This window comes from Lentzea sp. NPDC059081 (assembly GCF_042738015.1).
Lineage (GTDB): Bacteria > Actinomycetota > Actinomycetes > Mycobacteriales > Pseudonocardiaceae > Lentzea.
In genome coordinates this window covers 1-22,268 of sequence record NZ_JBHYGW010000047.1, presented here as the reverse complement: position 1 = coordinate 22,268, position 22,268 = coordinate 1, and the positions used below count along the sequence as shown (strand labels likewise).

The 22,268-nt window shown below is 69.1% G+C and carries 24 protein-coding genes; 9 read left to right on the top strand and 15 right to left on the bottom strand.

Annotation, left to right across the window (positions count from 1 at the left end):
• Positions 1–8: 8 nt before the first annotated feature.
• Positions 9–653: a dTMP kinase gene (locus tag ACFWV3_RS43855; protein ID WP_382419953.1), complete on the bottom strand. Its 645-nt coding sequence runs from the start codon at positions 651–653 to the stop codon at positions 9–11.
• 145 nt (positions 654–798) lie between these two features.
• Between ACFWV3_RS43855 and ACFWV3_RS43850 the strand changes: the two genes are divergently transcribed.
• A complete protein-coding gene (locus ACFWV3_RS43850) occupies positions 799–1,767 on the top strand; it encodes a helix-turn-helix domain-containing protein (RefSeq protein WP_382419951.1) in 969 nt (322 codons plus the stop codon).
• A gap of 208 nt (positions 1,768–1,975) precedes the next feature.
• On the opposite strand, the gene ACFWV3_RS43845 is transcribed toward ACFWV3_RS43850, so the two are convergent.
• On the bottom strand, positions 1,976–4,018 hold the full coding sequence (locus tag ACFWV3_RS43845; RefSeq protein ID WP_382419949.1) for a hypothetical protein: 2,043 nt from the start codon (positions 4,016–4,018) through the stop codon (positions 1,976–1,978).
• Between the two features lie 86 nt (positions 4,019–4,104).
• On the opposite strand from ACFWV3_RS43845, the gene ACFWV3_RS43840 reads away from it, so the two are divergent.
• Together ACFWV3_RS43840 and ACFWV3_RS43835 are read left to right on the top strand one after the other, a co-directional pair.
• Entirely contained in the window at positions 4,105–4,959 is an 855-nt protein-coding gene (locus ACFWV3_RS43840; protein WP_382419947.1) for a DUF5753 domain-containing protein, read from the top strand.
• Entirely contained in the window at positions 4,934–5,110 is a 177-nt protein-coding gene (locus ACFWV3_RS43835) for a DUF397 domain-containing protein (RefSeq protein ID WP_382419945.1), read from the top strand. Before ACFWV3_RS43840 ends, ACFWV3_RS43835 begins: the two co-directional genes overlap by 26 nt.
• Here ACFWV3_RS43835 and ACFWV3_RS43830 read toward each other — a convergent pair.
• Complete coding sequence (locus ACFWV3_RS43830; RefSeq protein ID WP_382419943.1) at positions 5,094–5,564, bottom strand: hypothetical protein; 471 nt, start codon at positions 5,562–5,564, stop codon at positions 5,094–5,096. The two genes, ACFWV3_RS43835 and ACFWV3_RS43830, sit on opposite strands and share 17 nt — an antisense overlap.
• A 60-nt stretch (positions 5,565–5,624) precedes the next feature.
• A complete protein-coding gene (ahcY, locus tag ACFWV3_RS43825) occupies positions 5,625–7,088 on the bottom strand; it encodes an adenosylhomocysteinase (protein ID WP_382419941.1) in 1,464 nt (487 codons plus the stop codon).
• A 98-nt stretch (positions 7,089–7,186) separates the two neighbouring features.
• Here ahcY and ACFWV3_RS43820 point away from each other — a divergent pair, with 98 nt between their 5' ends.
• Both ACFWV3_RS43820 and ACFWV3_RS43815 read left to right on the top strand, forming a co-directional pair.
• A complete protein-coding gene (locus tag ACFWV3_RS43820; protein ID WP_382419939.1) occupies positions 7,187–9,592 on the top strand; it encodes a hypothetical protein in 2,406 nt (801 codons plus the stop codon).
• Positions 9,593–9,602: 10 nt separating this feature from the next.
• A complete protein-coding gene (locus ACFWV3_RS43815; protein WP_382419937.1) occupies positions 9,603–10,127 on the top strand; it encodes a GNAT family N-acetyltransferase in 525 nt (174 codons plus the stop codon).
• On the opposite strand, the gene ACFWV3_RS43810 is transcribed toward ACFWV3_RS43815, so the two are convergent.
• Positions 10,120–10,698, bottom strand: a complete 579-nt coding sequence (locus ACFWV3_RS43810) for a TetR/AcrR family transcriptional regulator (RefSeq protein ID WP_382419935.1) — start codon at positions 10,696–10,698, stop codon at positions 10,120–10,122. The two genes, ACFWV3_RS43815 and ACFWV3_RS43810, sit on opposite strands and share 8 nt — an antisense overlap.
• 77 nt (positions 10,699–10,775) lie before the next feature.
• Here ACFWV3_RS43810 and ACFWV3_RS43805 point away from each other — a divergent pair, with 77 nt between their 5' ends.
• Together ACFWV3_RS43805 and ACFWV3_RS43800 are read left to right on the top strand one after the other, a co-directional pair.
• The gene (locus tag ACFWV3_RS43805; RefSeq protein ID WP_382419933.1) at positions 10,776–11,255 is read left to right on the top strand and encodes a DUF2975 domain-containing protein; all 480 of its coding nucleotides are present in this window, start codon (positions 10,776–10,778) and stop codon (positions 11,253–11,255) included.
• Positions 11,255–11,467, top strand: a complete 213-nt coding sequence (locus ACFWV3_RS43800; RefSeq protein ID WP_382419931.1) for a helix-turn-helix domain-containing protein — start codon at positions 11,255–11,257, stop codon at positions 11,465–11,467. The genes ACFWV3_RS43805 and ACFWV3_RS43800 overlap by 1 nt, the downstream gene beginning before the upstream one ends.
• Before the next feature lie 37 nt (positions 11,468–11,504).
• On the opposite strand, the gene ACFWV3_RS43795 is transcribed toward ACFWV3_RS43800, so the two are convergent.
• On the bottom strand, positions 11,505–11,720 hold the full coding sequence (locus tag ACFWV3_RS43795; protein WP_382419929.1) for a hypothetical protein: 216 nt from the start codon (positions 11,718–11,720) through the stop codon (positions 11,505–11,507).
• Between the two features lie 63 nt (positions 11,721–11,783).
• The gene (locus tag ACFWV3_RS43790) at positions 11,784–13,019 is read right to left on the bottom strand and encodes a glutamate mutase L (protein WP_382419927.1); all 1,236 of its coding nucleotides are present in this window, start codon (positions 13,017–13,019) and stop codon (positions 11,784–11,786) included.
• A gap of 17 nt (positions 13,020–13,036) precedes the next feature.
• Here ACFWV3_RS43790 and ACFWV3_RS43785 point away from each other — a divergent pair, with 17 nt between their 5' ends.
• Positions 13,037–13,453: a hypothetical protein gene (locus ACFWV3_RS43785; RefSeq protein WP_382419925.1), complete on the top strand. Its 417-nt coding sequence runs from the start codon at positions 13,037–13,039 to the stop codon at positions 13,451–13,453.
• 58 nt (positions 13,454–13,511) lie between these two features.
• On the opposite strand, the gene ACFWV3_RS43780 is transcribed toward ACFWV3_RS43785, so the two are convergent.
• The 8 genes from ACFWV3_RS43780 to ACFWV3_RS43745 all read right to left on the bottom strand — a co-directional run bounded on the left by ACFWV3_RS43780 (position 13,512) and on the right by ACFWV3_RS43745 (position 21,384).
• Positions 13,512–13,967, bottom strand: a complete 456-nt coding sequence (locus ACFWV3_RS43780) for a MarR family winged helix-turn-helix transcriptional regulator (RefSeq protein ID WP_382419923.1) — start codon at positions 13,965–13,967, stop codon at positions 13,512–13,514.
• 25 nt (positions 13,968–13,992) lie between these two features.
• Positions 13,993–15,528, bottom strand: a complete 1,536-nt coding sequence (locus tag ACFWV3_RS43775; RefSeq protein WP_382419921.1) for an amino acid permease — start codon at positions 15,526–15,528, stop codon at positions 13,993–13,995.
• Between the two features lie 562 nt (positions 15,529–16,090).
• Positions 16,091–17,014, bottom strand: coding sequence for a cation diffusion facilitator family transporter (locus ACFWV3_RS43770; protein ID WP_382419919.1), 924 nt, complete (start codon positions 17,012–17,014; stop codon positions 16,091–16,093).
• Between the two features lie 60 nt (positions 17,015–17,074).
• Positions 17,075–18,289 carry a mannose-6-phosphate isomerase, class I gene (gene manA, locus ACFWV3_RS43765; protein WP_382419917.1) on the bottom strand — a complete coding sequence of 405 codons (1,215 nt, stop codon included), beginning with the start codon at positions 18,287–18,289 and terminating at the stop codon, positions 17,075–17,077.
• 20 nt (positions 18,290–18,309) lie between these two features.
• Positions 18,310–19,374: a hypothetical protein gene (locus ACFWV3_RS43760; RefSeq protein ID WP_382419983.1), complete on the bottom strand. Its 1,065-nt coding sequence runs from the start codon at positions 19,372–19,374 to the stop codon at positions 18,310–18,312.
• 5 nt (positions 19,375–19,379) lie between these two features.
• Positions 19,380–19,580 carry a Trm112 family protein gene (locus tag ACFWV3_RS43755; protein ID WP_382419915.1) on the bottom strand — a complete coding sequence of 67 codons (201 nt, stop codon included), beginning with the start codon at positions 19,578–19,580 and terminating at the stop codon, positions 19,380–19,382.
• Positions 19,581–19,589: 9 nt separating this feature from the next.
• Positions 19,590–20,942 (bottom strand): phosphomannomutase/phosphoglucomutase, encoded by a 1,353-nt coding sequence (locus tag ACFWV3_RS43750; RefSeq protein WP_382419913.1) that lies wholly within the window; start codon positions 20,940–20,942, stop codon positions 19,590–19,592.
• Positions 20,943–21,024: 82 nt separating this feature from the next.
• A complete protein-coding gene (locus ACFWV3_RS43745) occupies positions 21,025–21,384 on the bottom strand; it encodes a DUF3499 domain-containing protein (protein ID WP_382419911.1) in 360 nt (119 codons plus the stop codon).
• 93 nt (positions 21,385–21,477) lie between these two features.
• On the opposite strand from ACFWV3_RS43745, the gene ACFWV3_RS43740 reads away from it, so the two are divergent.
• Positions 21,478–21,921: a metallopeptidase family protein gene (locus tag ACFWV3_RS43740; protein ID WP_382419909.1), complete on the top strand. Its 444-nt coding sequence runs from the start codon at positions 21,478–21,480 to the stop codon at positions 21,919–21,921.
• Positions 21,922–22,268: the final 347 nt, after the last annotated feature.

The window sequence follows — 22,268 nt, the reverse complement described above, 5'->3', positions numbered from 1 at the left end:
GCGACCACTCAAGGAGTGAAGAGCGGTCCCAGAAGCGAAGAAAAGTTCACGTTTGACCGCCCGTCGACCACTTGCCACGGAGCGAGCCAGCCGACGTTCGCCAATCCGTCGTAAACGACCCCGCACCGCGCCTGCAGCGAGCCATCGGATTCGTAAATGTCGCGCGTCCGCGAGTCGTCGTCCTGCTCGCGCTTGGCGGCCCGCTCGGCGGCGACCTCCACGGGCACCCGCAGCAGCAGGTGCAGGTCGGGGACGGGCAGCCCGAAGCGTTCGATCTCCAGCTCGCGCACCCACTCAACGAACTCGCCGGTCTCGTCCTGGTGCAGCCGCGCGGCGTTGTAGGCGGCGTTGGACGCCACGTAGCGGTCGAGGAGCACGACGTCGTGCTCCTCCAGGTCCTTGCGGATCTCGTCGGCCGCGCCGCGCCGGTCGAGCGCGTAGAGCACGGCCATGCCGTAGACGGAGTCGCTGAGGTCGCCGACCTTGCCGTAGAGGGCGTCGCGGACCAGGTCAGCGTGCACGCTGACGCCGTAGCGCGGGAACGCGTGCGTCGCCACGGTCCTGCCCTCGGCGGCGAGCGCCTCGGTCAACCCGTTGGCGAGCGTGCGCTTGCCGGCACCGTCCAGACCTTCGATCACTACGAGCTTTCCCACGCGCGCACAGTAGACGGAACCGGTTCCGACCACTCACACGGCCGCTGCCCATCCCCCACACGGGCGAAATCCGATCTTTCGATCACCAGAACGAGTGACTACGGTGAACAGTCACACGGCGCGTGTGTGAAGGGTAGGTGCCGCGGTGGCCGCGGATTCCGGGCACGCCGGATCGGTCGACGAGCCGATCGGTACCCCGACCGGGGGTCTGCCGACCCCTCTCGCCGAGACGCTGCGCTACGGGCCTTTCCACCGCGCACTGCGCGAGGCGATCGCCCACCGTGGCCTCTCGCTCGCACGGCTGCGCGCTCACCTGGAACAACTCGGTGTCCAAGTTGGTCAGTCGACCCTGTCGTACTGGCAACGAGGACTGCGTCATCCCGAGGTGCCGCGCGCCATCAGCACCGTGCGCGCGTTGGAGTCCGTGCTGCGTCTGCCGCCATCGTCCTTGTTGGACCTGATCGGCCCGCGCACCGCGAACACCTACGCGCCCCGACCGGTGGCCACCTGGCCGGACCCCGCGCCGTTGCTCGCGACGTTCGACTCCGTACCGGAGTCCGCACGCGGCAACGCCGATCTCGAAGTGCTGTCCGTGCACGACACCGTGCAGATCGGCATGCACCGCGAACAACGCTCCATCACCACACGGCTGGTCGTGCGCGCGGTGCGCCAAGGTCCGGACAGATACCTGGCCGTGCACCGCGGCGACGAGGGCTCGTTGATCGAGAACACCCTCGTGCGCGCCGGCGAGGGCTGCCGGCAGGGCCGGCTACGCCGGGAAAGCGCTTCCCGCAACATGGCGGTCGAGCTGCTGTTCGACCGGCGGCTCGCGGCGGGCGAGGAGCACGTCTTCAGCTTCACGATCGTCGACGACACGGGCGGCTCGACGGTGGGCAGCCACCGCACGTTCCGCGACGTCTGCGGCTCGTACCTGGTGCAGCTCTCGTTCCACCGACGTGCGATGCCCGCGCGGTGCATGAAGCAGTTCCGCGCCTCGGCCGACGCCACGCCGGTCGACGTCGAGGAGCTGGTGTGCGGGCTCGGCGGCGTCGTCAGCGCGTACTTCGGCGACGTCGGGCCGGGGATCGCGGGCATCGCCGTCGAGTGGAGCTAGATCGTTCGGAAAAGCCCCGGTGTCTGGGGCGTCCCCAGAGGACACCCGAGCGACGTGGTCCGCGCATTTCGCGGACACACGTCCCCTGAGCGGAGGTGCGAGGAAGGCGAGGGGGCTAAAGACCGGCGCTCCGAAGAGCATTCCGGTTCCAGATTTAGAAGGAAGCTCCCTCATGGCCTCGCACCGCTCACGTTAGCAGCGAAGGGCTTCAGTCCGACAGTAGTTTCCCGAGTTCCGCCACGGTCGTGACGCCGCCGGTCTCGTCCTGCGTCAGCCCGATGCGAATCCTCGGAGCGTCCTCTGTGGACTGCTTGCGCGCGAACAGGTCCTTCACCCGTGCCACCGTGAAGTACTTGCGCCGCAACGACGCCGACGCGATCAGCTTGACGATGTCGCGGTTCTCCTCGATCCGGTTGCCCCACGCCGTTCCGCGCAGGTAGAGGTGCAGCCACGTGCCGGACCAGGTGTCGCCTTCCCGTTCGAACATCACCGGCAGCGCGACTTTCCCCTTGCCGCGCATGGAAGACCGCATCCGGACCGTGCTCGGTTCGAACGGCTTGCCCATCTGGTCGAGGTCGCGGCTCATGAACCCGAACATCGACTCGGCGACGTCGTCGAACGCCTCCCCCGAGTAGATGTTCACCTGCGGCACCACGTACTTGGCCTTCAAGGCTTTCCGGTGCACGTCGATGAACTCCGTCGCGCCGTCGGTCGCGTCCGTGACGTCACCCGAGTAGTGCGCACCGCCGAGCTTGAGGCTCGTCCACGAGACCTGCCCCTGGTACTCGAACTTCTCGTCGAGCAGCAGGGCGGACAGGTCGTAGTCGGTCCGCTTGGCCTGCTGGCGCCAGTGCACGAAGAACCGCAGCACGTCGCCGTCGAACGACAGCTTCGACCCGCGCGGCAGCACGCCGAAGCCCTCCTCCGTCCCGGAGACGGGCACGACGACGTCGAGCACCTCGGCGTCGACCAGGAGCTCGGAGTACTCCGGCAGCCGGCGGACCAGCTCGTTCTCGACGACCTCGGTGATCTCCGCGACGGCACCGGGGTCGAGCGGCGCGCGCTCGTCGTCCGCGATCCACACCCTGCGCCGCCGCGACGCGAAAACGCGGGCGGTGTCCGGCGTCGCGCGGTTCGCCAGGTGCTCCAGCAACGAGATCAGGACGCGGCTCGACACCTCCGGCACCGCCACCGCGACGTGCCCGGCGAGGTCCCGCGCGCCGTTGCGGAGCAGCCGGTCGACCTGCCGCAGCAGGAGGCCCGGCGCGTTGGCGAGGACCTGCACGGCCCGGTCGACGTCACCCTCCGCGAACGCCATCTCGACCTGCCCGGCGAACGACCGCGCGACCTTCTCCCCGCGCGCCACCGCGAACACGTCCCGCGCGTTCTCGAACGGGTGCTCGTGCGGGTGCAGCCTCTCCCCGAGCCGCTTCCACGCCTCGCGGTGCCGGTTGACGTCGCCGAACTTGGCGGCGCTCACCTCGTCGAGCGCCTTGAGCAACGCCCTGCGCTCAGGCCGGCGGAACGACCGGAACCGCGTCGGCTCGGCCAGCGTGACATCTCCCCCGGACGCCTCCGCCGCGAGCCGCAGCACGTCGGTGACCGTGTCGACGTCCTCGAGCGGCCGCTGCGCGACCAGCCGTGCCGCGTTGAGGACCGCCCGGTTCTCCCGGACCGGCACCTCCACCTTCGCGTCCGGGCAGAGCACGGCCAGCTCACCGAGCACTGCCCTGTCGCTCTCGTTCAACGGGATCGGGCTCGACGCGAGCTCTTCGAACAGCAGCTGCACTTCTTCTTCGAGCGTGCCACCGAGGTGCACGACCGTGACGCGGTCTTTGAGCGAGGGGATCAGTAGGTCATGCGCCTGCAGCATCTCCTCGTACGTGTGCTGCACACGGCCGTACATGGGCAGGTCGAGCAGGTTGTTCGTCGGCTCGACACCCTTCTCGATCGCATCACGCAGACACTCACGCCAGAACGCGAGCGTGTCCGGCACGTTGTGCGGAAACTCCTTGAAATAGGGGTTGTGCTGCCCGCGCGCACCGATCAGGTCCTTGACCGCGCGAACGACCTCAGCCGCGAACTCCTCGGCACCGGCCAGGCCGCCGACGTGTTCGAGCAGGTCACGCGAGGCCTTGAAGCCCGAGTTGAGCAGCGCGGCGTCCAGCTGGCGCGCGGTGGCGGCGCCGTCACCCGGCGCACCGTCCGAAGTGGGCACGCGCAGGGTCTTCTTGATGATGGTCGTCCGCACGTGGTCAGTAAAACCCGGACGTCAATCGCGATTCCACCCGTTTGGGCACGATGTTGGTGCTTCTCCATCACCTAGCGTCGTTGTGCATGATCGGCGATCCGTCCACTCCCTACAGCCGCGACCTGGGCGACGAGCTGCGACAGGTGCGGGAGCGCTGCACGACGTTCCGCGGGCGCAAGATCGCCCGGATGCTCGGGTGGGATCCGGGCAAGGTGTCGAACATCGAGAACGGGAAGGTGCGGGCGACCGAGATCGACCTCATCCAGTACCTGGGGCGGTGTGGTCGCAGCCAGGAGTTCATCCTGGACTTCCTGAGCAGGTACCGGTCGGCGTTCGCGACCTACTTCGTGCAGGTACCGGACAACTTGCGCACGATGGCGATGGCTGAGTCGGCCGCCGATGCGATCACCAGCTATGACCTGACGTACGTCCCTGGCCTGTTGCAGACCGAGGACTACGCACGGGCGTTGTACGAGGCTCGTGGCGTGCTGGCTCCTGAACTGGTCGAAGCTGCAGTCCGCTTCCGGATGGAACGACAGGCGATCATGCGGCGGCACGACCGACCGGACTGCACCTTCTACCTCCACGAGAACGCATTGCGATTGAAGGTGGGCAATGGCGCCGTCATGGAAGCTCAGCTCAAGAAGCTGCTCTTCCGCACACACGCGCTTCGGATCGTGCCGGCGGCGAGTGGTCCGGCTGGAGTGCTTCTCGCCAACTACGTGCTCTGGGAGTTCGAGAAGCGCGACAGTGTGGCGTACACGCACTCTGACCTGGCCAAGGTGTTCGTTCAGGACCAGGTTGGCGTCAAACGCTGCAAGTCGATCTTCACACGCCTGGATGCGCTCGCTGTGAGTGAGGAAGAATCGCGAACGATGGTGGCGGATCTCGCCAGTCGATCGCGGGAGGACCTCAGTGGCCGGAGACTTCACCTGGCGTAAGAGCAGCTACAGCGGCGGCGACGAGGTCGACGACAACTGCGTCGAGGTGGCGTTCGCCCAGGTCGTCCGCGTCCGCGACTCCAAGAACACCGCCGGCCCCGAACTGAGCTTCAGCGTCGAGGCCTGGCAGGGGTTCATCGGAGTTCGGTAGGCAGCGGCAGGTCCAGCGCGGCGAGGAACCGCTTCGTCTTCACCTCGACGAACACCTCGCCGTCGTCGATCTCGTCGACGTCCTCCGACTCGTCCCACTCGAACTCGTCCGGGTTCTCGTCCTCCGCCAGGAACCCGAGGATCTCGGCCTGCTTGGCCACGACGTCCGACCCTGACGACACCAACGCCCACCACGCGGCCAGCCCGGACGCCTCCCGCAGCACGTCGGTCGGGTCGGACGCGTTCGGGTTCTCGAAGTACGTGCGCGGCGTCAGCCCGAGGTATGCGACGCCGCTACCAGGGCCGGCGGGCGCGTACACGACCGAGGTGATGTCGCTGTCGTGGATGTCGATCCACAGCGAAGGCTCGGACAAAGGCGGCAGTTCGCCCTCGGAGAGGGTCTTCCACTCGCCGTTCTCGAACGCATAGGTGCCGAAGAATCCCACGACGGACATGAAACAGGGGCCTCCCGCACCGCGCGCGGGAGGCCCCTGGAAACAACCTGTCACAACCACTCAGTAGCGGTAGTGGTCCGCCTTGAACGGGCCCTCGACGTCGACGTCGATGTACTCGGCCTGGTCCTTGGTCAGCTTCGTGAGCTTGCCGCCGAGCGCCTCCAGGTGGATGCGGGCGACCTTCTCGTCGAGGACCTTGGGCAGGCGGTAGACCTCGTTGTCGTACTCCTCGTGCTTGGTGAACAGCTCGATCTGCGCGATCACCTGGTTGGAGAAGGAGTTCGACATGACGAACGACGGGTGGCCCGTCGCGTTGCCGAGGTTGAGCAGGCGGCCCTCGGACAGCACGATGATCGAGCGGCCGTTGGGGAACACCCACTCGTCGACCTGCGGCTTGATGTTGTTGCGGCGGATGCCGGGGTAGCGGGCGAGGCCGGCCATGTCGATCTCGTTGTCGAAGTGGCCGATGTTGCCGACGATCGCCTGGTGCTTCATCTGCGCCATGTGGTCGACCATCACGACGTCCTTGTTGCCCGTCGTGGTGATGATGATGTCGGCGCGGTCGAGGACGTCCTCGAGGCGCTGGACGTCGTAGCCGTCCATGGCGGCCTGCAGGGCGCAGATCGGGTCGATCTCGGTGACGATGACCCGGCCGCCCTGGCCGCGCAGGGACTCGGCGGCGCCCTTGCCGACGTCGCCGTAGCCCGCGACGACGCAGACCTTGCCGCCGATCAGGACGTCGGTGCCGCGGTTGATGCCGTCGATCAGCGAGTGGCGGATGCCGTAGCGGTTGTCGAACTTCGACTTGGTGACGGCGTCGTTGACGTTGATCGCCGGGAACAGCAGGTCACCGGCGGCGGCCAGCTGGTACAGGCGCATGACGCCCGTCGTGGTCTCCTCGGTGACGCCGCGGATGCCGGAAGCGATGTTCGTCCACTTCTTGCCGTCGGCGGCGAGCGACGCGCGGAGCGTCTCGAGGATGATCTTCCACTCTTCCGAGTCGTTGTCCTCGGCCGACGGGACGACACCGGCCGCCTCGTACTGGACGCCCTTGTGGACGAGCAGGGTGGCGTCGCCACCGTCGTCCAGGATCATGTTCGGGCCCTTGCCGTCGGGCCAGGTGAGCATCTGCTCGGCGGTCCACCAGTACTCCGGCAGCGTCTCGCCCTTCCAGGCGAAGCAGGCGACGCCCTTGGGCTCCTCCTCCGTGCCGTAGGGGCCGACGACGACGGCCGCGGCCGCGTGGTCCTGCGTCGAGAAGATGTTGCACGAGGCCCAGCGCACCTCGGCGCCCAGGTCGACGAGGGTCTCGATGAGCACAGCCGTCTGGATCGTCATGTGCAGCGATCCGGAGATGCGGGCGCCCTTGAGCGGGTACACCCCGGAGTACTCGCGGCGGAACGCCATCAGGCCGGGCATCTCGTGCTCGGCCAGACGGATCTCCTTGCGACCGAACTCGTGGAGCGACAGGTCGGCCACTGCGAAGTCGATGCCGTTGCGGGTCTGCAACCGGTCCGCGGTCATTGCGAAGTCCTCCAAGGCACTTCAGAGAGGGTGTCGTCCGACCATACCGCCCATTCATGCACCACTATGACCCCTACTCTGGGTGAGGGAGGTCTCCGGTGTTGATTGCCGGCCCGGACACACGTGTCGTCGAGCTGCGGGTGCACGGCGTCCAAGGAACGACGCCGCAGACGCTCGTCGACGCCGTCGCGGCCGTGGACGTCGCCGGCGACGGGCTGGGGCGCATCGTGCGCCCCGCCGACAGACTCCGCAGGCCGGCGCCAGGACCGGTGCTGCAGACCGAGGGACGTCCCATCCCCCGCGTGGTCGAGGGCTACCTGTGGGGTGGCATGACGTCCGGGGGTGTGGCGAAGGCCACCTGGGCGCTGCTCTTCCCGTTCAGCATCGCGAACGTCGCGCACTGGATGCTGCCGCCCGTTCCCGAGCGCAACCTGCCCGCCCACCTGCTCGGCATCGGCCTGCGGTCGCTGCTGCGGGTGTTCGCGCTGCTGCTCACGGCGTTGCTGGTCGCGCAGATCTCCGTCGTGAGCCTCGACCTGCTGGCGGCCCAGTGCCTGCGGCCCGGCACCGCGTGCTTGTCGAGCATCCCGGACGACGTCCGCTCGATCGGGTGGTTCCGCACGTTCCTCGGGCTGCTGCCGATCGTCGCGGTGATCGCGGTGATGCGGCGGATCTCGCACGTCGACTGGCGGATCGAACGCCGGGAGATCGCCGACGCGGAGGAGAAGGAGCAGCAGCCCGCGTCCGGACTGCCCGGCGCGCACGTCGCGACCGACCCGGACACGCCGGCGCTGCGGTCGTTGCACGTCATCGCGGCGCTGGCGGTGACGGCGCTGATCGCGCTCGGCGGTCCGCTCAAGCAACTCACGGCGTCGGGCGGCATGGGCGTCGCAATCACCGTGGCGTGGGTCACCTCATTGGTGTTCATCGGCGTGTCGGTGCTCGGCGTGTTGCTCCTCGACGACCCGACGGGCGGCGCTCCCCACCGCGGCGGGCGGTGGTTGCGGGCGGCGTTGGGCAAGAAGCCGCGCCGGGTGTTGCTGGTGCTGTCGGTGCTGCTGGTCCTCACGACGCTGGCGCTGCAGGAGCAGCTGCCGTTGAGGGTGCCGGGCGCGGACGTGACCGTGCAGGTCGTGGCGTTGCTGATGGCGTTCGTGCTGGTGCTGTTCGGACTTCTGCTGATGCCCGCCGCACTGCTCGCGCGCGGCGCGTGGAAGGCGTTGCCGCGCGAGCTGCGGCCGTGGGCGGGCGGGTGGTTCTCCGCGCCGGTGCTGGCGATCGCGGGGCTGCTCGGCGGCGGTTTCGGCGCGGGCGTGGCGTTGCCGGTGCGCAAGGCGCTGGGCTCCGGGCTGCATCTACCCGTCGGGTACGACTACATCACCCTGTTGTGGGGTGTGGCGGGTGCGCTCGGACTGCTGAGCACGTTCGCGGTGGCATCGTTCACCGGCGCGGTGCGGTGGCGGGCGTTCCGCAAGGGCAAGGTGTGGGCGCGTGAGGCGTCACTGCTGCACTCCGGCCGGATGCGCGACCTCCGGACCGCGACGCGGGCGTGGTGGTGGGCGCGCTGGGAACGCAACCACGGCCACCACCTGATCCTGATCATCGCGTCGGTGCTGGTCGTCGGCGCGGTCGTGGCCACGGTCCTGCGCGTCCGCAACGTCGCACCGGCCACGTGGCTCGCGCCGTTCTCCGCGTTCGGCGTCGGCGTGCTCGGTCTGCTCGCCGTGTCGCTGCTGCGGGCCGTCTACCTGGCGGCGCGGCAGCCGGAGTCCGGTCGCCGGCTCGGGATCATCGCGGACATCGCGCAGTTCTGGCCACGCGAGGCGCACCCGATCGTGCCGCCCTGCTACGCGTTGAAGGTCGTGCCGGAACTGGTCGAGCGCGTCCGCGACCACCTGCGCGACCCTGGCACCCGCGTGGTCCTCTGTGGACATTCACAGGGCTCGCTGCTGGTGGCCGTCGCGGCCGCGCGGTTGCTGGAGGAGCTGCCGCCGTACGAACGGGAGCGGATCGGGTTGCTGACGGCGGGATCGCAGCTGCAGTGGGCCTACCCGCGGGCGTTCCCCGCCGTGGTGCCGCACGCGTCGCTGGCGAAGCTGGCCGGTGGGCTCGACGGACGCTGGCGCGCGCTGTGCCGCGGCACGGACCCGTTGGGAGGTGCGGTGATGACGTGGCGGCGGCAGGTGTTCGACGGGATGCTGCTCGGCGCCGGCTACCGCGCCGACGGGACCGAAGGTGCGCTGGCACCGGCGTTGCGCGGACCGACGGGTGCGCTGGTGCTCGGCGGCGACCACTGGCTGCCGGACCCGCAGCGGGGTCCGTTCCCCGGCAGGCGGTGGCGGTCCGGGGTGTCGGCGCACTCGGACTACACGTCGGACCCCGAGTGGGACCGGGCGGTGGCGATCGCGTCGGGGCTGATGGAGGTGGACGCGCCGGAGGCGACGTCGTTGCCGTTCGCGCGCAAGCCGGAAACTCGGTCGCGGGACGCGCTCGGCGGCTCCTAGTCTCCGGATCATGCTGACCGGGGATCTCGTCCGACTGCGGCCCGTCGAGCCGGAGGACGCCGAAGCGTTCTACCGCTGGCACAACGACGAGGAGGTCATGCGCTGGTTGCAGGCCTACTTCCACGAGTCGTTGGCGTCACTGCGGAAGCGGCTCGCCGACCGGCAGGAGAACGCGCACGACAAGGTCACCTTCTGCATCGAGACGCTGGAGGAGCGCAAGGCCATCGGCGTCGTCGCGCTGCGGGACGCGGACCCGGTCAACGCGCGCGCCGAGGTCGACATCTACCTCGGCGAGAAGGACTTCTGGGGCGGCGGTTACGGCACGGACGCGCTGCGCACGGTCTGCCGGTACGGGTTCGACACCATGCGGCTGCACTCGATCGAACTCGGGGTCGTCGAGGCCAACACCCGCGCCATCCGGTCCTACGAGAAGGTCGGCTTCCAGGTCGACGGGCGGCTGCGGCAGTCATTCTTCCGCGACGGCGAGTGGCACGACTCCCTGCTGATGTGCGTGCTGAAGGACGAGCTCACCTGAGAGCCGGCGCGAGGTGGCCGATCGCCTCGCGCAGGTGGTCCTCGACGGACGCGGTCCCCACCACGACGAGGCCGGACGGGCGGACGTCCACCCAGCGCTGCACGGCGATCCGTGCGGCGGCGGAGACAGCGGCGGCCAGCACGGACGCGCCCAGCTCCGACGTGCCGAGGCGGTCGGCGATCACCTCCGCGATCGGGGGTTCCATCGACGCCACCGAGTCGAGGTAGGCCTCGCGCAACGACGGCGTCGAGGTGATCAGCGCCTGGGCCTCCGACGGCGGTTCGCGGTACTGCTCGGCGAACGCGGCGATGATCGAGTCGACCAGCGGCTCGCCGGCGGGACGTGCGCGCAGCTCGTCGGCCACCTGAAGAGCGCGCGAGGCCGTGATGCCCGCGACGATCGCGTGCTCGCGGCTCGGGAAGTAGTTGTTGTAGGTGCGCGGGGAGACGTTGGCCGCCTCGGCGATCTCGTCGACCCGCACCTCGTCGACGCCCTTCGCCAGGGCGAGGCGCAGTGCGGCGGCCGCCAGTGCCGCTCGGGTCTCGGTCTTCTTCCGCTCACGCAGTCCCACGGCCGCCACTCTAGTTACCTGTCGCGACACGATCACTACCGATTGACTTTCGATAGATCGCTGCCGATACTCGATGCATGATTGCTGAACGTTGGGCGGTGACGGCGCTCCGGGTCTTCCTGGTCGCGCTGTTCGGGATCCTCGTCGTCCTGGAGACGTTGTCGCTCCCCGGCTCGTACCGGTACATGGTCGAGCAGCACCCCGAGCACGCCACCGAGCACCTGCTCACGATGATCGTGGCGATCTTCTGGGTGGTGTGCGTCCAGGTGGTGGTCGTGGCCACGTGGAAGCTGCTCACGCTGGTGCGCAAGGATCTGATCTTCACGGAGTCCGCGACCAAGTGGGTCGACGTGATGGTGTGGGCCATCGCGGCCGCGTGGGTCGTGCTGGTGGCGGTGTTCATCTGGCTCGGCTTCAACGCCGACGACCCCGGAGTGCTGGTGTTGTTCTTCGTGTTCACGACAGGGGTGTCCGTGGTCGGGCTCGTGCTGGTCGTCATGCGGGCGCTGCTTCAACGCGCCACGTCGCTGCGCGCCGACATGGAGTCGGTGATCTGATGGCGATCGTCGTGCGGATCGACGTCGAGCTGGCCAAGCGCAAGATGAGCGTCGGCGAGTTCGCGGAGAAGGTCGGGCTGACGCCGGCCAACGTCGCGGTGCTGAAGAACGGGCGGGCGAAGGCCGTGCGGTTCAGCACGCTCGAAGCGATGTGCCGGGTGCTGGAGTGCCAGCCGGGCGACCTCCTCGAGTTCATCGACGACGAGGAGTGACCGCCCGGCCAGCTTTCCGCACCGAACCCCTTCTGGGCTAGATGACGTAGAGCCACCAGCGCTGCGAGGCCGGAACCGCGCTGCCCCGGTCAGAACAGGTCCAGATGCCGCCGTACTGGTCGGTCACCTGCTTGCCGACCTGGTCGCACTTCGCCTTCGTCGGGTACTTGCCCCACGGGTCCTGAGCGGACGCGGTGCCGGCACTCCCGAGCAGGATCCCCACAGAGGCCGCGATGACAGCGGCCGATGCCATAGTTCGCTTCACATTTGTTCCCAACCGACGCCACCGGACGCCGGTTGCACCACGTGATCGCGGTCACGCCAGCCGCTTCGCCAGCCGGTCGGCGGCCTCGAGCCGCCCCGACTCGGCGAGCAGGCCCACCGGCGCCAGCACGTAGTCGCGGTCGACGGTGATCTCCGCGGTCCGCAGCACCGGTCGCAGCACCGGGTCGCTCCGCAGCGCCTCCACGACCGGCGCGATGTCCGGCGTGTGCCGGAAAACCCCGCCCGACAACACCAGCAGACCCGCGCCGTGCGGTCCGAGCTGGCCGTCGACCTGCCGCAGATGCCTGCGCACTGCCAGGATCGCCGCGAACGACGCCAGCTTCACGTCGACGGCCGGGTCGTCCGGCAGCCAGCCGACGTTCTCGGCCCGCAGTCGTGCTTCCTCCGCGAGGTCCTCGGTCGTCAGCCGTTCCGCGAGTGCTTCCTTGACGACGCCCGGAGCCGACCAGCGCATGCCGAGATCGCCTTCGACCGTGCGACGGTCGGGTGGCAGCGCGACCGTCCTCTCCAGACCTTCACTGTCCACGGTGGACACCGCCGAGTAGACGTCCGTCGTGGCACCACCGACGTCCACCACCAGCACAGCGCCTTCCCGGTCCTGCGCCGCGAGCCGGGACACCCCGGCCAGCACGGCGTCCGGTGTCACGGCCCGCACGAGCTGCCGGAACCGCGGCCCGCGCGAGAGCCCCTTGCCGCCGATCACGTGCTCCAGGAACGCCGCGCGGATCGCCTTGCGCGCGGGTTCCGGGGCGAGCTGACCGACGTCCGGCAGCACGTTCGGGCACGCCACCACGGTCCGTTTCGCCAGCAGCTCCACCGCTTCCGGCTGCGCCTCGACGTTGCCCGCCAGCACGATCGGCACGGCCACCCGCGCGAGCTTCGCGGCGTTGTGCAGCAGGACGGACCGGTCGCCGCCGTCCGTGCCGCCGACGAGCAGGACCAGATCCGGTGCCGTCGCACGGAGAGCCTTCACGTCGACCGGCCCCGCGCTGACGTGGACGATCTTCGCCCCTGCCGACAGCGCGACCCGGTACCCGGCCTCGGCGCTGACGACCCGTTCCTGCCCGACGACCGCGAGCCGCAGCCCACCGCCCGCCGACGAGCACGCCAGGACCTCGCCGTCCCCGACCTCCTCGCGCAGCGCGTCGATGCCCCGCAACACCTCGGGAGGCGTGGTGGGGTGCTGCCCGGTGCGGACCAGCTCGCCCTCCGGGGTCACCAGAGCGGCCTTGGTCCAGGTGGAACCGACGTCGAGGCACAGGATCACGAGGCAAGCTAACCACCATGAAGCTCACGCCCAAGGTGATCCTCGAAGGGACGCGCCTGACCGGCAAGACGGACCTGGCCTACGCGCTCAACGAACACCCGCGCCTCGTCGGCCACCGCAGGTACCGCTACCACTCTCCGTTGATCTCGGCCGAGTGGAGCGGCTTCACCAACGAGCCGTGGGGCCGCGGGCTGATCGACTTCGCGCCGGAGGAGACGGCGCACGCGATCGAGACCTACGAGACGTGGGTGCGGATGTTCGAGCTGCAGCGCTACTACTCGTGGATCGTCGACCGGTTCCACCTGTCCACGATCGCCTACCAGGCCAGGCGGGGACGCCGGTTCGACTTCGGCTGGCTGGAGGAACGGCTGAAGCCGCTCAACTTCGTGAGCTGGCCGGGAGGTCGATCCTGCCCGTCTTCGAGTTCGACGTGACCGCCCGCACCGCCGACGACGTGGCCGACTGGCTCGACGAACGCGGCCTGCTGACTCTTTAGTCGTCCGCCTTCTCGTGCACGAGCTTCATGAACTCGCCGAGCTGCACGAGCTGTTCCGACGTGAACAGGTCGATCAGGTACTCCCGAACCGTGAGGACGTGACCGGGTGCGGTGGTGCGCAACAACACCTTGCCCGCGTCGGTGAGCACGGCGAGGATCCCGCGCTCGTCGGACTCGTGCGGTTCACGCCGCACGAGTCCCGCCTTCTCCAGCTTGCCGATCTGGTAGGTCAACGAGCTCTTCGACACGACGACGCGCCGGGCGAGCTCCGTCATCCTCATGCGGTTGCGCGGTTCTTCGGACAGCACGACCAACACGTTGTACTGCGCGTGCGAAAGTCCCGCGTCGCGTTGCAGCTGCTGTTCGATCTGTCTCTCGAGGAGGTGGTACGCCTGGACGAAGTGGTGCCAGGCGTTCCCCTCCTCCTCGGAGAGCCACCGCGCGTTTCCCATGGTCGGCAGGTTAGTTGGTGTCGTGTCAGATGCCCGGCTCTTCGCCGTGCTTGACCACCGGTTCGGAACGGACGTCGCTCTGGCCGGTCTTCGCCAGCACGGAGTTCCGGCGGCTGTAGGCGAAGTAGACGACCACGCCGACCGCCATCCAGATGAGGAACCGGACCCACGTGAGCGCGGTCAGGTTCAGCATCAGCCACAGGCACGCGACGATCGCGAGGATCGGCACCAACGGCACGAGCGGCACGCGGAACCCGCGCGACAGGTCGGGACGCGTCTTGCGCAGCACCATCACACCCGCCGAGACGAGGATGAACGCGAACAACGTGCCGACGTTCACCATCTCCTCCAGCTTGCCGGCGGGGAAGAAGCCCGCCGCCACCGCGACCAGCACACCGATGATGATCGTGATGCGCGTCGGCGTGCCGTGGCTCCCGGTCTTCGCCAGCCCACGCGGCAGCAACCCGTCGCGCGACATCGCGAACAACACCCGGCTCTGACCGAGCATCAGCACCATGACGACGGTCGTCAGACCGGCGAGCGCCCCGACGGAGATCACCGTGGCGGCCCAGTCGACCCCGTTGTCCGCGAACGCACTGGCGAGCGTCGCACGCGTACCGTCCGGCTGGGTCGCGAGCTTCTTGTAGGGCACCATGCCCGTGATCACCAGCGTGACGGCCACGTACAGCACCGTGACGATCGCCAGCGACCCGAGGATGCCGCGCGGCACGGCCTTCTGCGGGTTCTTGGTCTCCTCCGCCGTGGTCGCCACGACGTCGAACCCGATGAACGCGAAGAACACGATGCTCGCCGCCGCCAGCATGCCGAGCACGCCGTAGGTGCTGCCCGAGTACCCGGTGATCAACGAGAACAGCGACTGCTCGATCCCGGTGTGGGCAGCGGGCCCGCCCTCGGCGGCGGGCGGGATGAACGGGCGGTAGTTCTCGGCCTTGATGTAGGAGATGCCGAGCACGATCACCAGCAGCACCACCGCGACCTTGATGGCCGTGATGACAGCACTGACCCGCGAGCTCAGCTTCGTGCCCACGATCAGCAACGTGGTGATCACCGCGACGAGCAGCACGGCACCCCAGTCGAACTTGAAGCCGTCCCCCACCTCGGTCTTCACGTCGAGACCCAGCAACCCCAACGTGGTCTGCAGGTAGGCGGACCACCCCTTGGCCACCGCGGCCGACCCGACCGCGAACTCCAGCACCAGGTCCCACCCGATGATCCACGCGGCGAACTCGCCGAACGTCGCGTAGGAGAACGTGTAGGCACTACCCGCGACCGGCACCGTCGAGGCGAACTCGGCATAACACAACGCCGCCAGCGCACAGGCGATCGCCGCGAGCACGAAGCTCAACGACACCGACGGCCCGGCGATGTTGCCCGCCGTACTGGCCGTGAGGGTGAAGATGCCGGCACCGATGACCACGGCAACCCCGAAGACCGTGAGGTCCCACGCCGTCAGGTCCTTGCGGAGCTTGGTGTCCGGCTCGTCCGTGTCCGCGATGGACTGCTCGATCGACTTGGTGCGCCACAACCCGTTCCCCGGCACGGTGCATTCCTCCTTGATGGAAACCGATTCGGCCCACCCTAGAGGTATCCAGCAGGTGAGATCGCTATAGCTCCGGACCAGGGCTTGTCCGGTGTTTTGTCTCGAAACGTGATGTGCGACGCCCAGGTGAGGGACAACCCACGCACCGCCAACGGCGAAGCCGAGGCGCCCAAGCGATGCCGAAGGCGAGCCGTGCAGGCCCTTGCGCCGATGGGTAGCGGTGCACCCACTCGTGGTTAGGCGATTGGGGCTTGACTTTGGGTGCGAGGTGCTACCCCTTGTGGATCGGCCGGTTGCGGAGCATCCGGCCTTTTCCGGCCGAACCAGCGCCTCGCAAGGGCCCCGAAGTCAAGCCCCAATCGCGGATCGTCGCGGAGCGGCGATGAACCCAGGTCTTCGTCCGAGGTGCACGCCCACGCTGGAACAGGCACCAGACCACAAAGGCGACCACGCTGGAACAGACACGGAACCCGCTCAGCTGAACAACGCTGGAACCCACGCACCCCAAACAAACGAAAAAGCCGCCCCGGGCAACCCCGAGGCGGCTCCAACGCAAAAAAGATCAAGCACTGGCAACCGTGGACCGATCCAAATCCGGCTCCAAGTAGATCAACCGAGCATGCGGCACCTTGTTCCGAACCCGCTGCTCCGCATCGTTGATCGCCTGAGCCACCTCGTCCAACGGCAACCGCGGCTCCAGCGCGATCTTCGCCGCGACCAGCAGCTCCTCCGGCCCGATGTACTGCGTCTTGATGTGGATGACCCGCTGCACCTTCCCCGCAGCCAGCTCATCGCAGATCACGTCGAGATCGGCATCCGAAGCACCCTCACCGATCAGCAGGGACTTCATCTCGATGATCAGGATGATCGCGATGACCCCGAGCAACAACCCGATGGCGACGGTGCCGAGGGCGTCGAAGACCGGGTTGCCGGTGACGGTGGACAGCCCGACACCCAGCAGCGCCAGCACCAGACCGATCAACGCACCCGCGTCCTCCAGCAGCACGACCGGCAGCTCCGGCGTGCGCGAGTTGCGGATGAAGCCCCACCAGGTGGCGTCGCCCTTGATCAGCCTCGACTCCTTGATGGCGGTCATGAAGCTGTAGGACTCGAGGCCGATGGCGACCACCAGGATCGCGACGGCGACGATCGGGCTCGTCAGCGGCTCCGGGTGCTGCAGCTTGTGGATGCCCTCGTACAGCGCGAACACCGAGCCGAGGCTGAAGAGCATCAGTGCCACGACGAACGACCAGAAGTAGCGGTCGCGGCCGTAGCCGAACGGGTGCAGCCTGTTCGCCTTGCGCTGGGCCGTCTTCTGGCCGAGCAGCAGCAGGCCCTGGTTCGACGTGTCGGCGAGCGAGTGCACCGACTCGGCGAGCATCGACGACGAACCGGTGATCAAGAATCCGACGAACTTGGCCACCGCGATACCGGCGTTCGCCAGTAGCGCCGCGATGATGGCCTTGGTTCCGCCCCCTGCTGACACGCCTGTCTCCTCGCTGCACCCAGTCCTGGCTGAACTAGTCCGGTTTGTCCGGACGGGACCTTAGTCGGTCCCGGCCGTCGCGCGGAAAAGTTGAGCGGATTCAACACCATCCGGTCGGACCAGCACCGCCGGGTCCGAGGCCGGCAGCCACACCGCCTGCCCGCGACCCAGGCGCAACTCGTCTCCGCGCGCGTTGGTGAGTACCGCGGAGCCGTCCGTGCAAATCATGATTTGCGGACCGTCGTGGTCGATCCTGGTCTCCGCGCCGATGTCCAGCCTCGACAGCTCGAACTCCGGCGCGGGCGTGCGGTAGAGGTGGACGCCCGGCTGGACCTCCTCGCCGTGCATGACCTCCATGTCGCCGCACGAGAAGTCCAGCACGCGCAGCAGCTCGGGCACGTCGACGTGCTTGGGCGTCAGGCCGCAGCGCAGGACGTTGTCCGAGTTGGCCAGGATCTCGATGCCCGTGCCGCGCAGGTACGCGTGCAGGTTGCCGGCGGGCAGGTGGATCGCCTCGCCGGGCTGCAGCACGATGCGGTTGAGCAGCAACGCCGCCAGCACGCCCGCGTCGCCGGGGTAGGACTCGCCCAGCTCCAGGATCGTGCGGCACTCCAGGTCGAACTCGCCGTGCTCCTTCACGTGCAGCACGCACGCGTCGAGGACCTGCGGCAACAGCACCGAGAGCGACGTCTGCGGCAGCGTGATCAGCATCGTGAACAGCGCGCGCAGGCCCGACGAGTCGGGCTGGGCGACCAGCATCTCGGTGTACGGGGAGAGCGCGGGCGCGTCGAGCGTGTGCAGGAACGAGACCGTGCGGTCAGGGGCCCGGAAACCGGCGAGGGCGTGGAACTCGGTCAACGCGCAGATCAGTTCGGGCTTGGCGGCCGGGTCCTTGTAGTTGCGCACCGCGGCGTCGAGCGGGACCGCGCGCTTCTCCTCGGCCGCGAAGCCCTCCGCCGCCTGGGCCGCCGACGGGTGCGCCTGCAGGCTCAGCGCCTCGTCGGCGGCGAGGACCTTGAGCAGGAACGGGAGCCTGCTGCCCCACCGGTCGGCCACGCGGGTGCCGAGCTGGCCGGCGGGGTCCGCGGTCAGCAGGTCGAGCAACGAGCGCTGGACGCCGTCCGCGCCGGTCACGCGGGACGGGTCGCCGGGGTGGGCGCCCATCCACAGCTCTGCCTCGGGATGGGGTGCGGGCACCTCCTTCCCGAGCAGCTCTGCGATGGCCGTGCGTGATCCCCACGCGTACGGCCTCACCGCGTTGTGCAGCAGGTCCACTTCTCGTCTCAGCTCCCAAATCAGTACGGGTTGCCGCCGAGAGATCCGGCGGCGAGCCCGAGGTACAGCGCGGCCAGTTCGAAGCGCAGCGCGAGCAGTGCGGCGCTGACCGCGTCGCCTCCCGCCACCTCGACGGCCGGCTCCAGCACGTCCGCTCCGGGCAGTGCGTCCTCGGCGGCGCGCCTCATCGACTCGGCCACGGGGCCCTGGCGCACGGCCAGCAGCAGCACGCGCACGAGCCCGCTGCCCGGCTCGTCGTCCGGGTCGGCGAAGAGATCGGCGCCGGAGGTGCCCTGCACCGCGCGGCGGTGCAGGACCGGGCGGGTGAGTGCCTGGGGATACCCGGCGACGTCGCACGCGACTCCCGCGAACGCCGCCAGCGCGTTCGCGCCGTGCACAGCGACGGACGTCGCGACCTCGTCGAGGCCCCACAGCAGCGGCGTGCGGTCGGCGACGCGCAACGCGAGCGACTTCGCCGGGTTCACGAACGACTCGTGCATCGGGTGGTCGCGCTCGGCCTCGCGGTCGAGCTCGTCCGCGATCAGCTCCACGTCGGCCTTGAGCAGGCCCAGCGCGTTCAGCACCGTGATCCACGCGGCGAGCGCGCGGTGGAAGCTGAAGCCGGGCGGCACGTCGATGCGCGGCGGCAGCAGCACGGCCCGGCCGGCCGCGGCCGCGGCGATCGGACCGGAGTCCGGCGCCGTCAGCAACGTCCTCGCGCCCCTGCGCACCGCGCGGTCGATCGACTCGGCGAGCACCCGGTCACCGGGGTCCTCGGTGTGGGCGAGCACCACGTCGAGCGCGCCCACCCAGGGCGGCACCTCGTCGGACACCACGACCGGCACCGCGCACCCCGGACCGAGCAACGCCATGACGACGCCCGCGACCGCCACCGCGTGGCCGGGCCGGGTGACCAGCACGACCGCGCGCGGGCGTTCGCTGAAGATCCGCTCGACCCCCGCCTCGGCCGCGGCCTCGACGGTGGCGCGGACCTGGGCTCCCGCCCGTGCGGCAGCGCGCAGCCAGCCACCGTTGTCGGTGTCGGCGAGGCGGCTCGAGTCGTCGAGCAGCGTGTCGTCGAGCACCGTGGTCACCCAGCCGAGGGCGGCTCGACCGCCTCGTCCAGCAGCAGCACCGGGATGCCGTCGCGCACCGGGAACGAACGGCCGCACGCCGTGCACGTGAGGAAGTCCGCCTCCGGATCGGTCGGCGTCCCCACCCGCAGCGGCGCGTGCTCGGGGCACGGACAGGCGAGGATCTCCAGCAACTGCTCTTCGAGCTTGACGGCCACGTTCTCTCCTCAGGCCCGCACGATCGCGAGGACCTCGTCGCTGAGCGCGGCGACGGCCTCGGGCGTGGCGGCTTCGACGTTCAGGCGCAGCAGCGGCTCGGTGTTCGAGGCCCGCAGGTTGAACCACGCGCCGTCCGCCAGCTGCACGGTGAGACCGTCCAGCTCGTCGATCGTGACGCCGTCCTTCGAGCCGTAGGCGTCCTTGATCGCGGCGATCCGGCCTGCCTGGTCCTCGACGACGGAGTTGATCTCACCGGAGGCGGCGTAGCGGTTGTAGACCGAGGTCAGGGCCGACAGCGGCCCGTCCTGCTCACCGAGCGCGGCCAGCACGTGCAGCGCGGCCAGCATGCCGGTGTCGGCACGCCAGAAGTCGCGGAAGTAGTAGTGCGCGGAGTGCTCGCCACCGAAGATGGCGCCGGTCCTGGCCATCTCCTCCTTGATGAACGAGTGGCCGACGCGCGTGCGCACGGGCTTGCCGCCGTGCTCCTGCACGATCTCCGGCACCGCGTGCGACGTGATCAGGTTGTGGATGATCGTGCCGCCGGGGTCCTTGCCGAGCTCGCGCACGGCGACCAGCGCGGTGATCGCGGACGGGCTGACCGGGTCGCCGTTCTCGTCGACGACGAAGCAGCGGTCGGCGTCGCCGTCGAACGCGACACCCGCGTCCGCGCCTTCGGCCTTGGTGCGCTCCTGGAGGTCGACGATGTTCTTCGGGTCGAGCGGGTTCGCCTCGTGGTTGGGGAAGCTGCCGTCGAGCTCGAAGTACATGGGGATCACCTCGATGGGCAGGCCCTCGAAGACCTGCGGCACCGTGTAGCCGCCCATGCCGTTGCCCGCGTCCACCACGATCTTGAGTGGACGGATGGTCTTCAGGTCGACCAGCTCGTTGAGGTAGGCCGCGTAGTCGACGAGCATGTTCCGCTCCTCGAACGTGCCCGGCTCCACGCCCTCGGCGTCGGGGACCTGGTCCTCGGCGTCCTGGCGGATCTGCGAGAGACCGGTGTCCTGGCCGACCGGCGAGGCACCAGCGCGGCACATCTTGATGCCGTTGTACTTCGCCGGGTTGTGGCTCGCGGTGAACATGGCACCCGGCAGGTCGAGCTTGCCGGACGCGAAGTAGAGCATGTCCGTGCTGGCCAGGCCGATGCTGATCACGTTGACGCCCTGCGCCTGCGCACCAGCGGCGAAGGCCCTGGAGAGCTCGGGCGACGAGTCGCGCATGTCGTGACCGATCACGATCGCCGGTCCACCGACCAGCCGCGCGAAAGCCGCGCCGAAGTCGCGCACTACGCCGGCGTCCAGCTGCTCGCCGACCACCCCACGGATGTCGTACGCCTTGACGATGCCGGACAGGTCACGCACGCCGCACACTCCCGAAACTCGCTCTTGACGGCCACTGGTCAGGCAGCCTACCGGCGAGCGGATCAGAGGTGCGTGTGGTCAGTCAGTCCTCGTGCGGATCGGGCAATACGCGCAGGTGACCGCGCCGCTGGGTCCCGGCGGGCACGTCGGGCAGCTTGGGGCTCACATCGGCACGCCCAGCCTCCCTCACCGCCTCGGCCAACGCCGTCAGGTCATCCACAGTCGGCTCGGGCGCCGCGAACTCACCCTGGTGCCTCACGACCTCCCAACCACGCGGCGCCGTGAGCCGCAGCGCGTGCTCCTCGCACAGGTCGTAGCTGTGCGGTTCGGAGTACGTGGCAAGCGGTCCGACGACTGCGGTGGAGTCCGCATAGGCGTAGGTGAGCGTGGCGACAGCCGGGTTAGCACACCCGGTTCGCGAGCACCGTCTCACGCTCCGCACGATCGGGGACGATAGCGCGTCCACGCGAGGCTGTGTGTGAGGCACGCTGTGTTTAGTCGCCGGAGGCAGCAACTAGGCTGCTCTGTTGTGGTGATGGCAAGGGGTTCACGGCGGCAGGACTCGCCGCGTCGACGCAACCGCGACCGACACGGCCGAGGGCTGCGCGGCCCGCTCTACCCGGCCACCCTCCCCGCCGCCCGCTCGCGGGCAGAACGCTTCGACGCCCTGGTCATCGAGGCACTGGAGCCCATCGAAGCCCGCTGGCGAACCGAGCTCACGCAACTCGACGTGGCCGTGGACGACGTCCCGGACGTGCAGGTCGAAGGCGAGGACGGCGTGGTCGAGGACGGCAACGTCCCCCTGGCCCGCCTGCTCCCGGCAGGCGACGACCACCGTTCCCGAATCGTTCTCTACCGCCGCCCACTGGAAGCCCGCGCGAAGGACGGCGCGGACCTCGCGGACCTGGTGCACGACGTCCTGGTGGAGCAGGTGGCGAACTACCTGGGCCTGGACCCGGACGTGATCGACGAGGGCTGAGACGCCTCTCACACCGCAGACGGGCTCGACGCGAAGCGCGGAGCGACGCTGGACGGGCGCGGCAGGGCGCAGGCCCGGCCGTGACGCAGGCTCACGCAAGGGTCCCCCTTGGACTCAGGTCCCCCGCGACCCAACGTACTCAGCGGGTCTGACATTCCGGCGAAGCCGAAGCGAGAGCGGACGCGGAGGCGACCGCGAGGCCGAAGACGAGCCGCCCCTCAGCCGCGAGGCCGAAGGCGAGCCGACGCGACGGCGAAGCCGAGCCGCTTTTTCCATACCTGGCTGGTGGGGTGGTCCCGTCACGAGCAGTGCCGGCGTTTAGCCGCGCGCGAGGGGTGGGGTCAAGT

Coding starts and splice junctions, on each gene's coding strand:
- ACFWV3_RS43840 (WP_382419947.1), top strand. CDS start 4,105: ATGATCGGCGATCCGTCCACTCCCTACAGCCGCGACCTGGGCGACGAG.
- ACFWV3_RS43830 (WP_382419943.1), bottom strand. CDS start 5,564: ATGTCCGTCGTGGGATTCTTCGGCACCTATGCGTTCGAGAACGGCGAG.
- ahcY (WP_382419941.1), bottom strand. CDS start 7,088: ATGACCGCGGACCGGTTGCAGACCCGCAACGGCATCGACTTCGCAGTG.
- ACFWV3_RS43815 (WP_382419937.1), top strand. CDS start 9,603: ATGCTGACCGGGGATCTCGTCCGACTGCGGCCCGTCGAGCCGGAGGAC.
- ACFWV3_RS43805 (WP_382419933.1), top strand. CDS start 10,776: ATGATTGCTGAACGTTGGGCGGTGACGGCGCTCCGGGTCTTCCTGGTC.
- ACFWV3_RS43800 (WP_382419931.1), top strand. CDS start 11,255: ATGGCGATCGTCGTGCGGATCGACGTCGAGCTGGCCAAGCGCAAGATG.
- ACFWV3_RS43795 (WP_382419929.1), bottom strand. CDS start 11,720: ATGGCATCGGCCGCTGTCATCGCGGCCTCTGTGGGGATCCTGCTCGGG.
- ACFWV3_RS43785 (WP_382419925.1), top strand. CDS start 13,037: ATGAAGCTCACGCCCAAGGTGATCCTCGAAGGGACGCGCCTGACCGGC.
- ACFWV3_RS43780 (WP_382419923.1), bottom strand. CDS start 13,967: ATGGGAAACGCGCGGTGGCTCTCCGAGGAGGAGGGGAACGCCTGGCAC.
- ACFWV3_RS43740 (WP_382419909.1), top strand. CDS start 21,478: ATGGCAAGGGGTTCACGGCGGCAGGACTCGCCGCGTCGACGCAACCGC.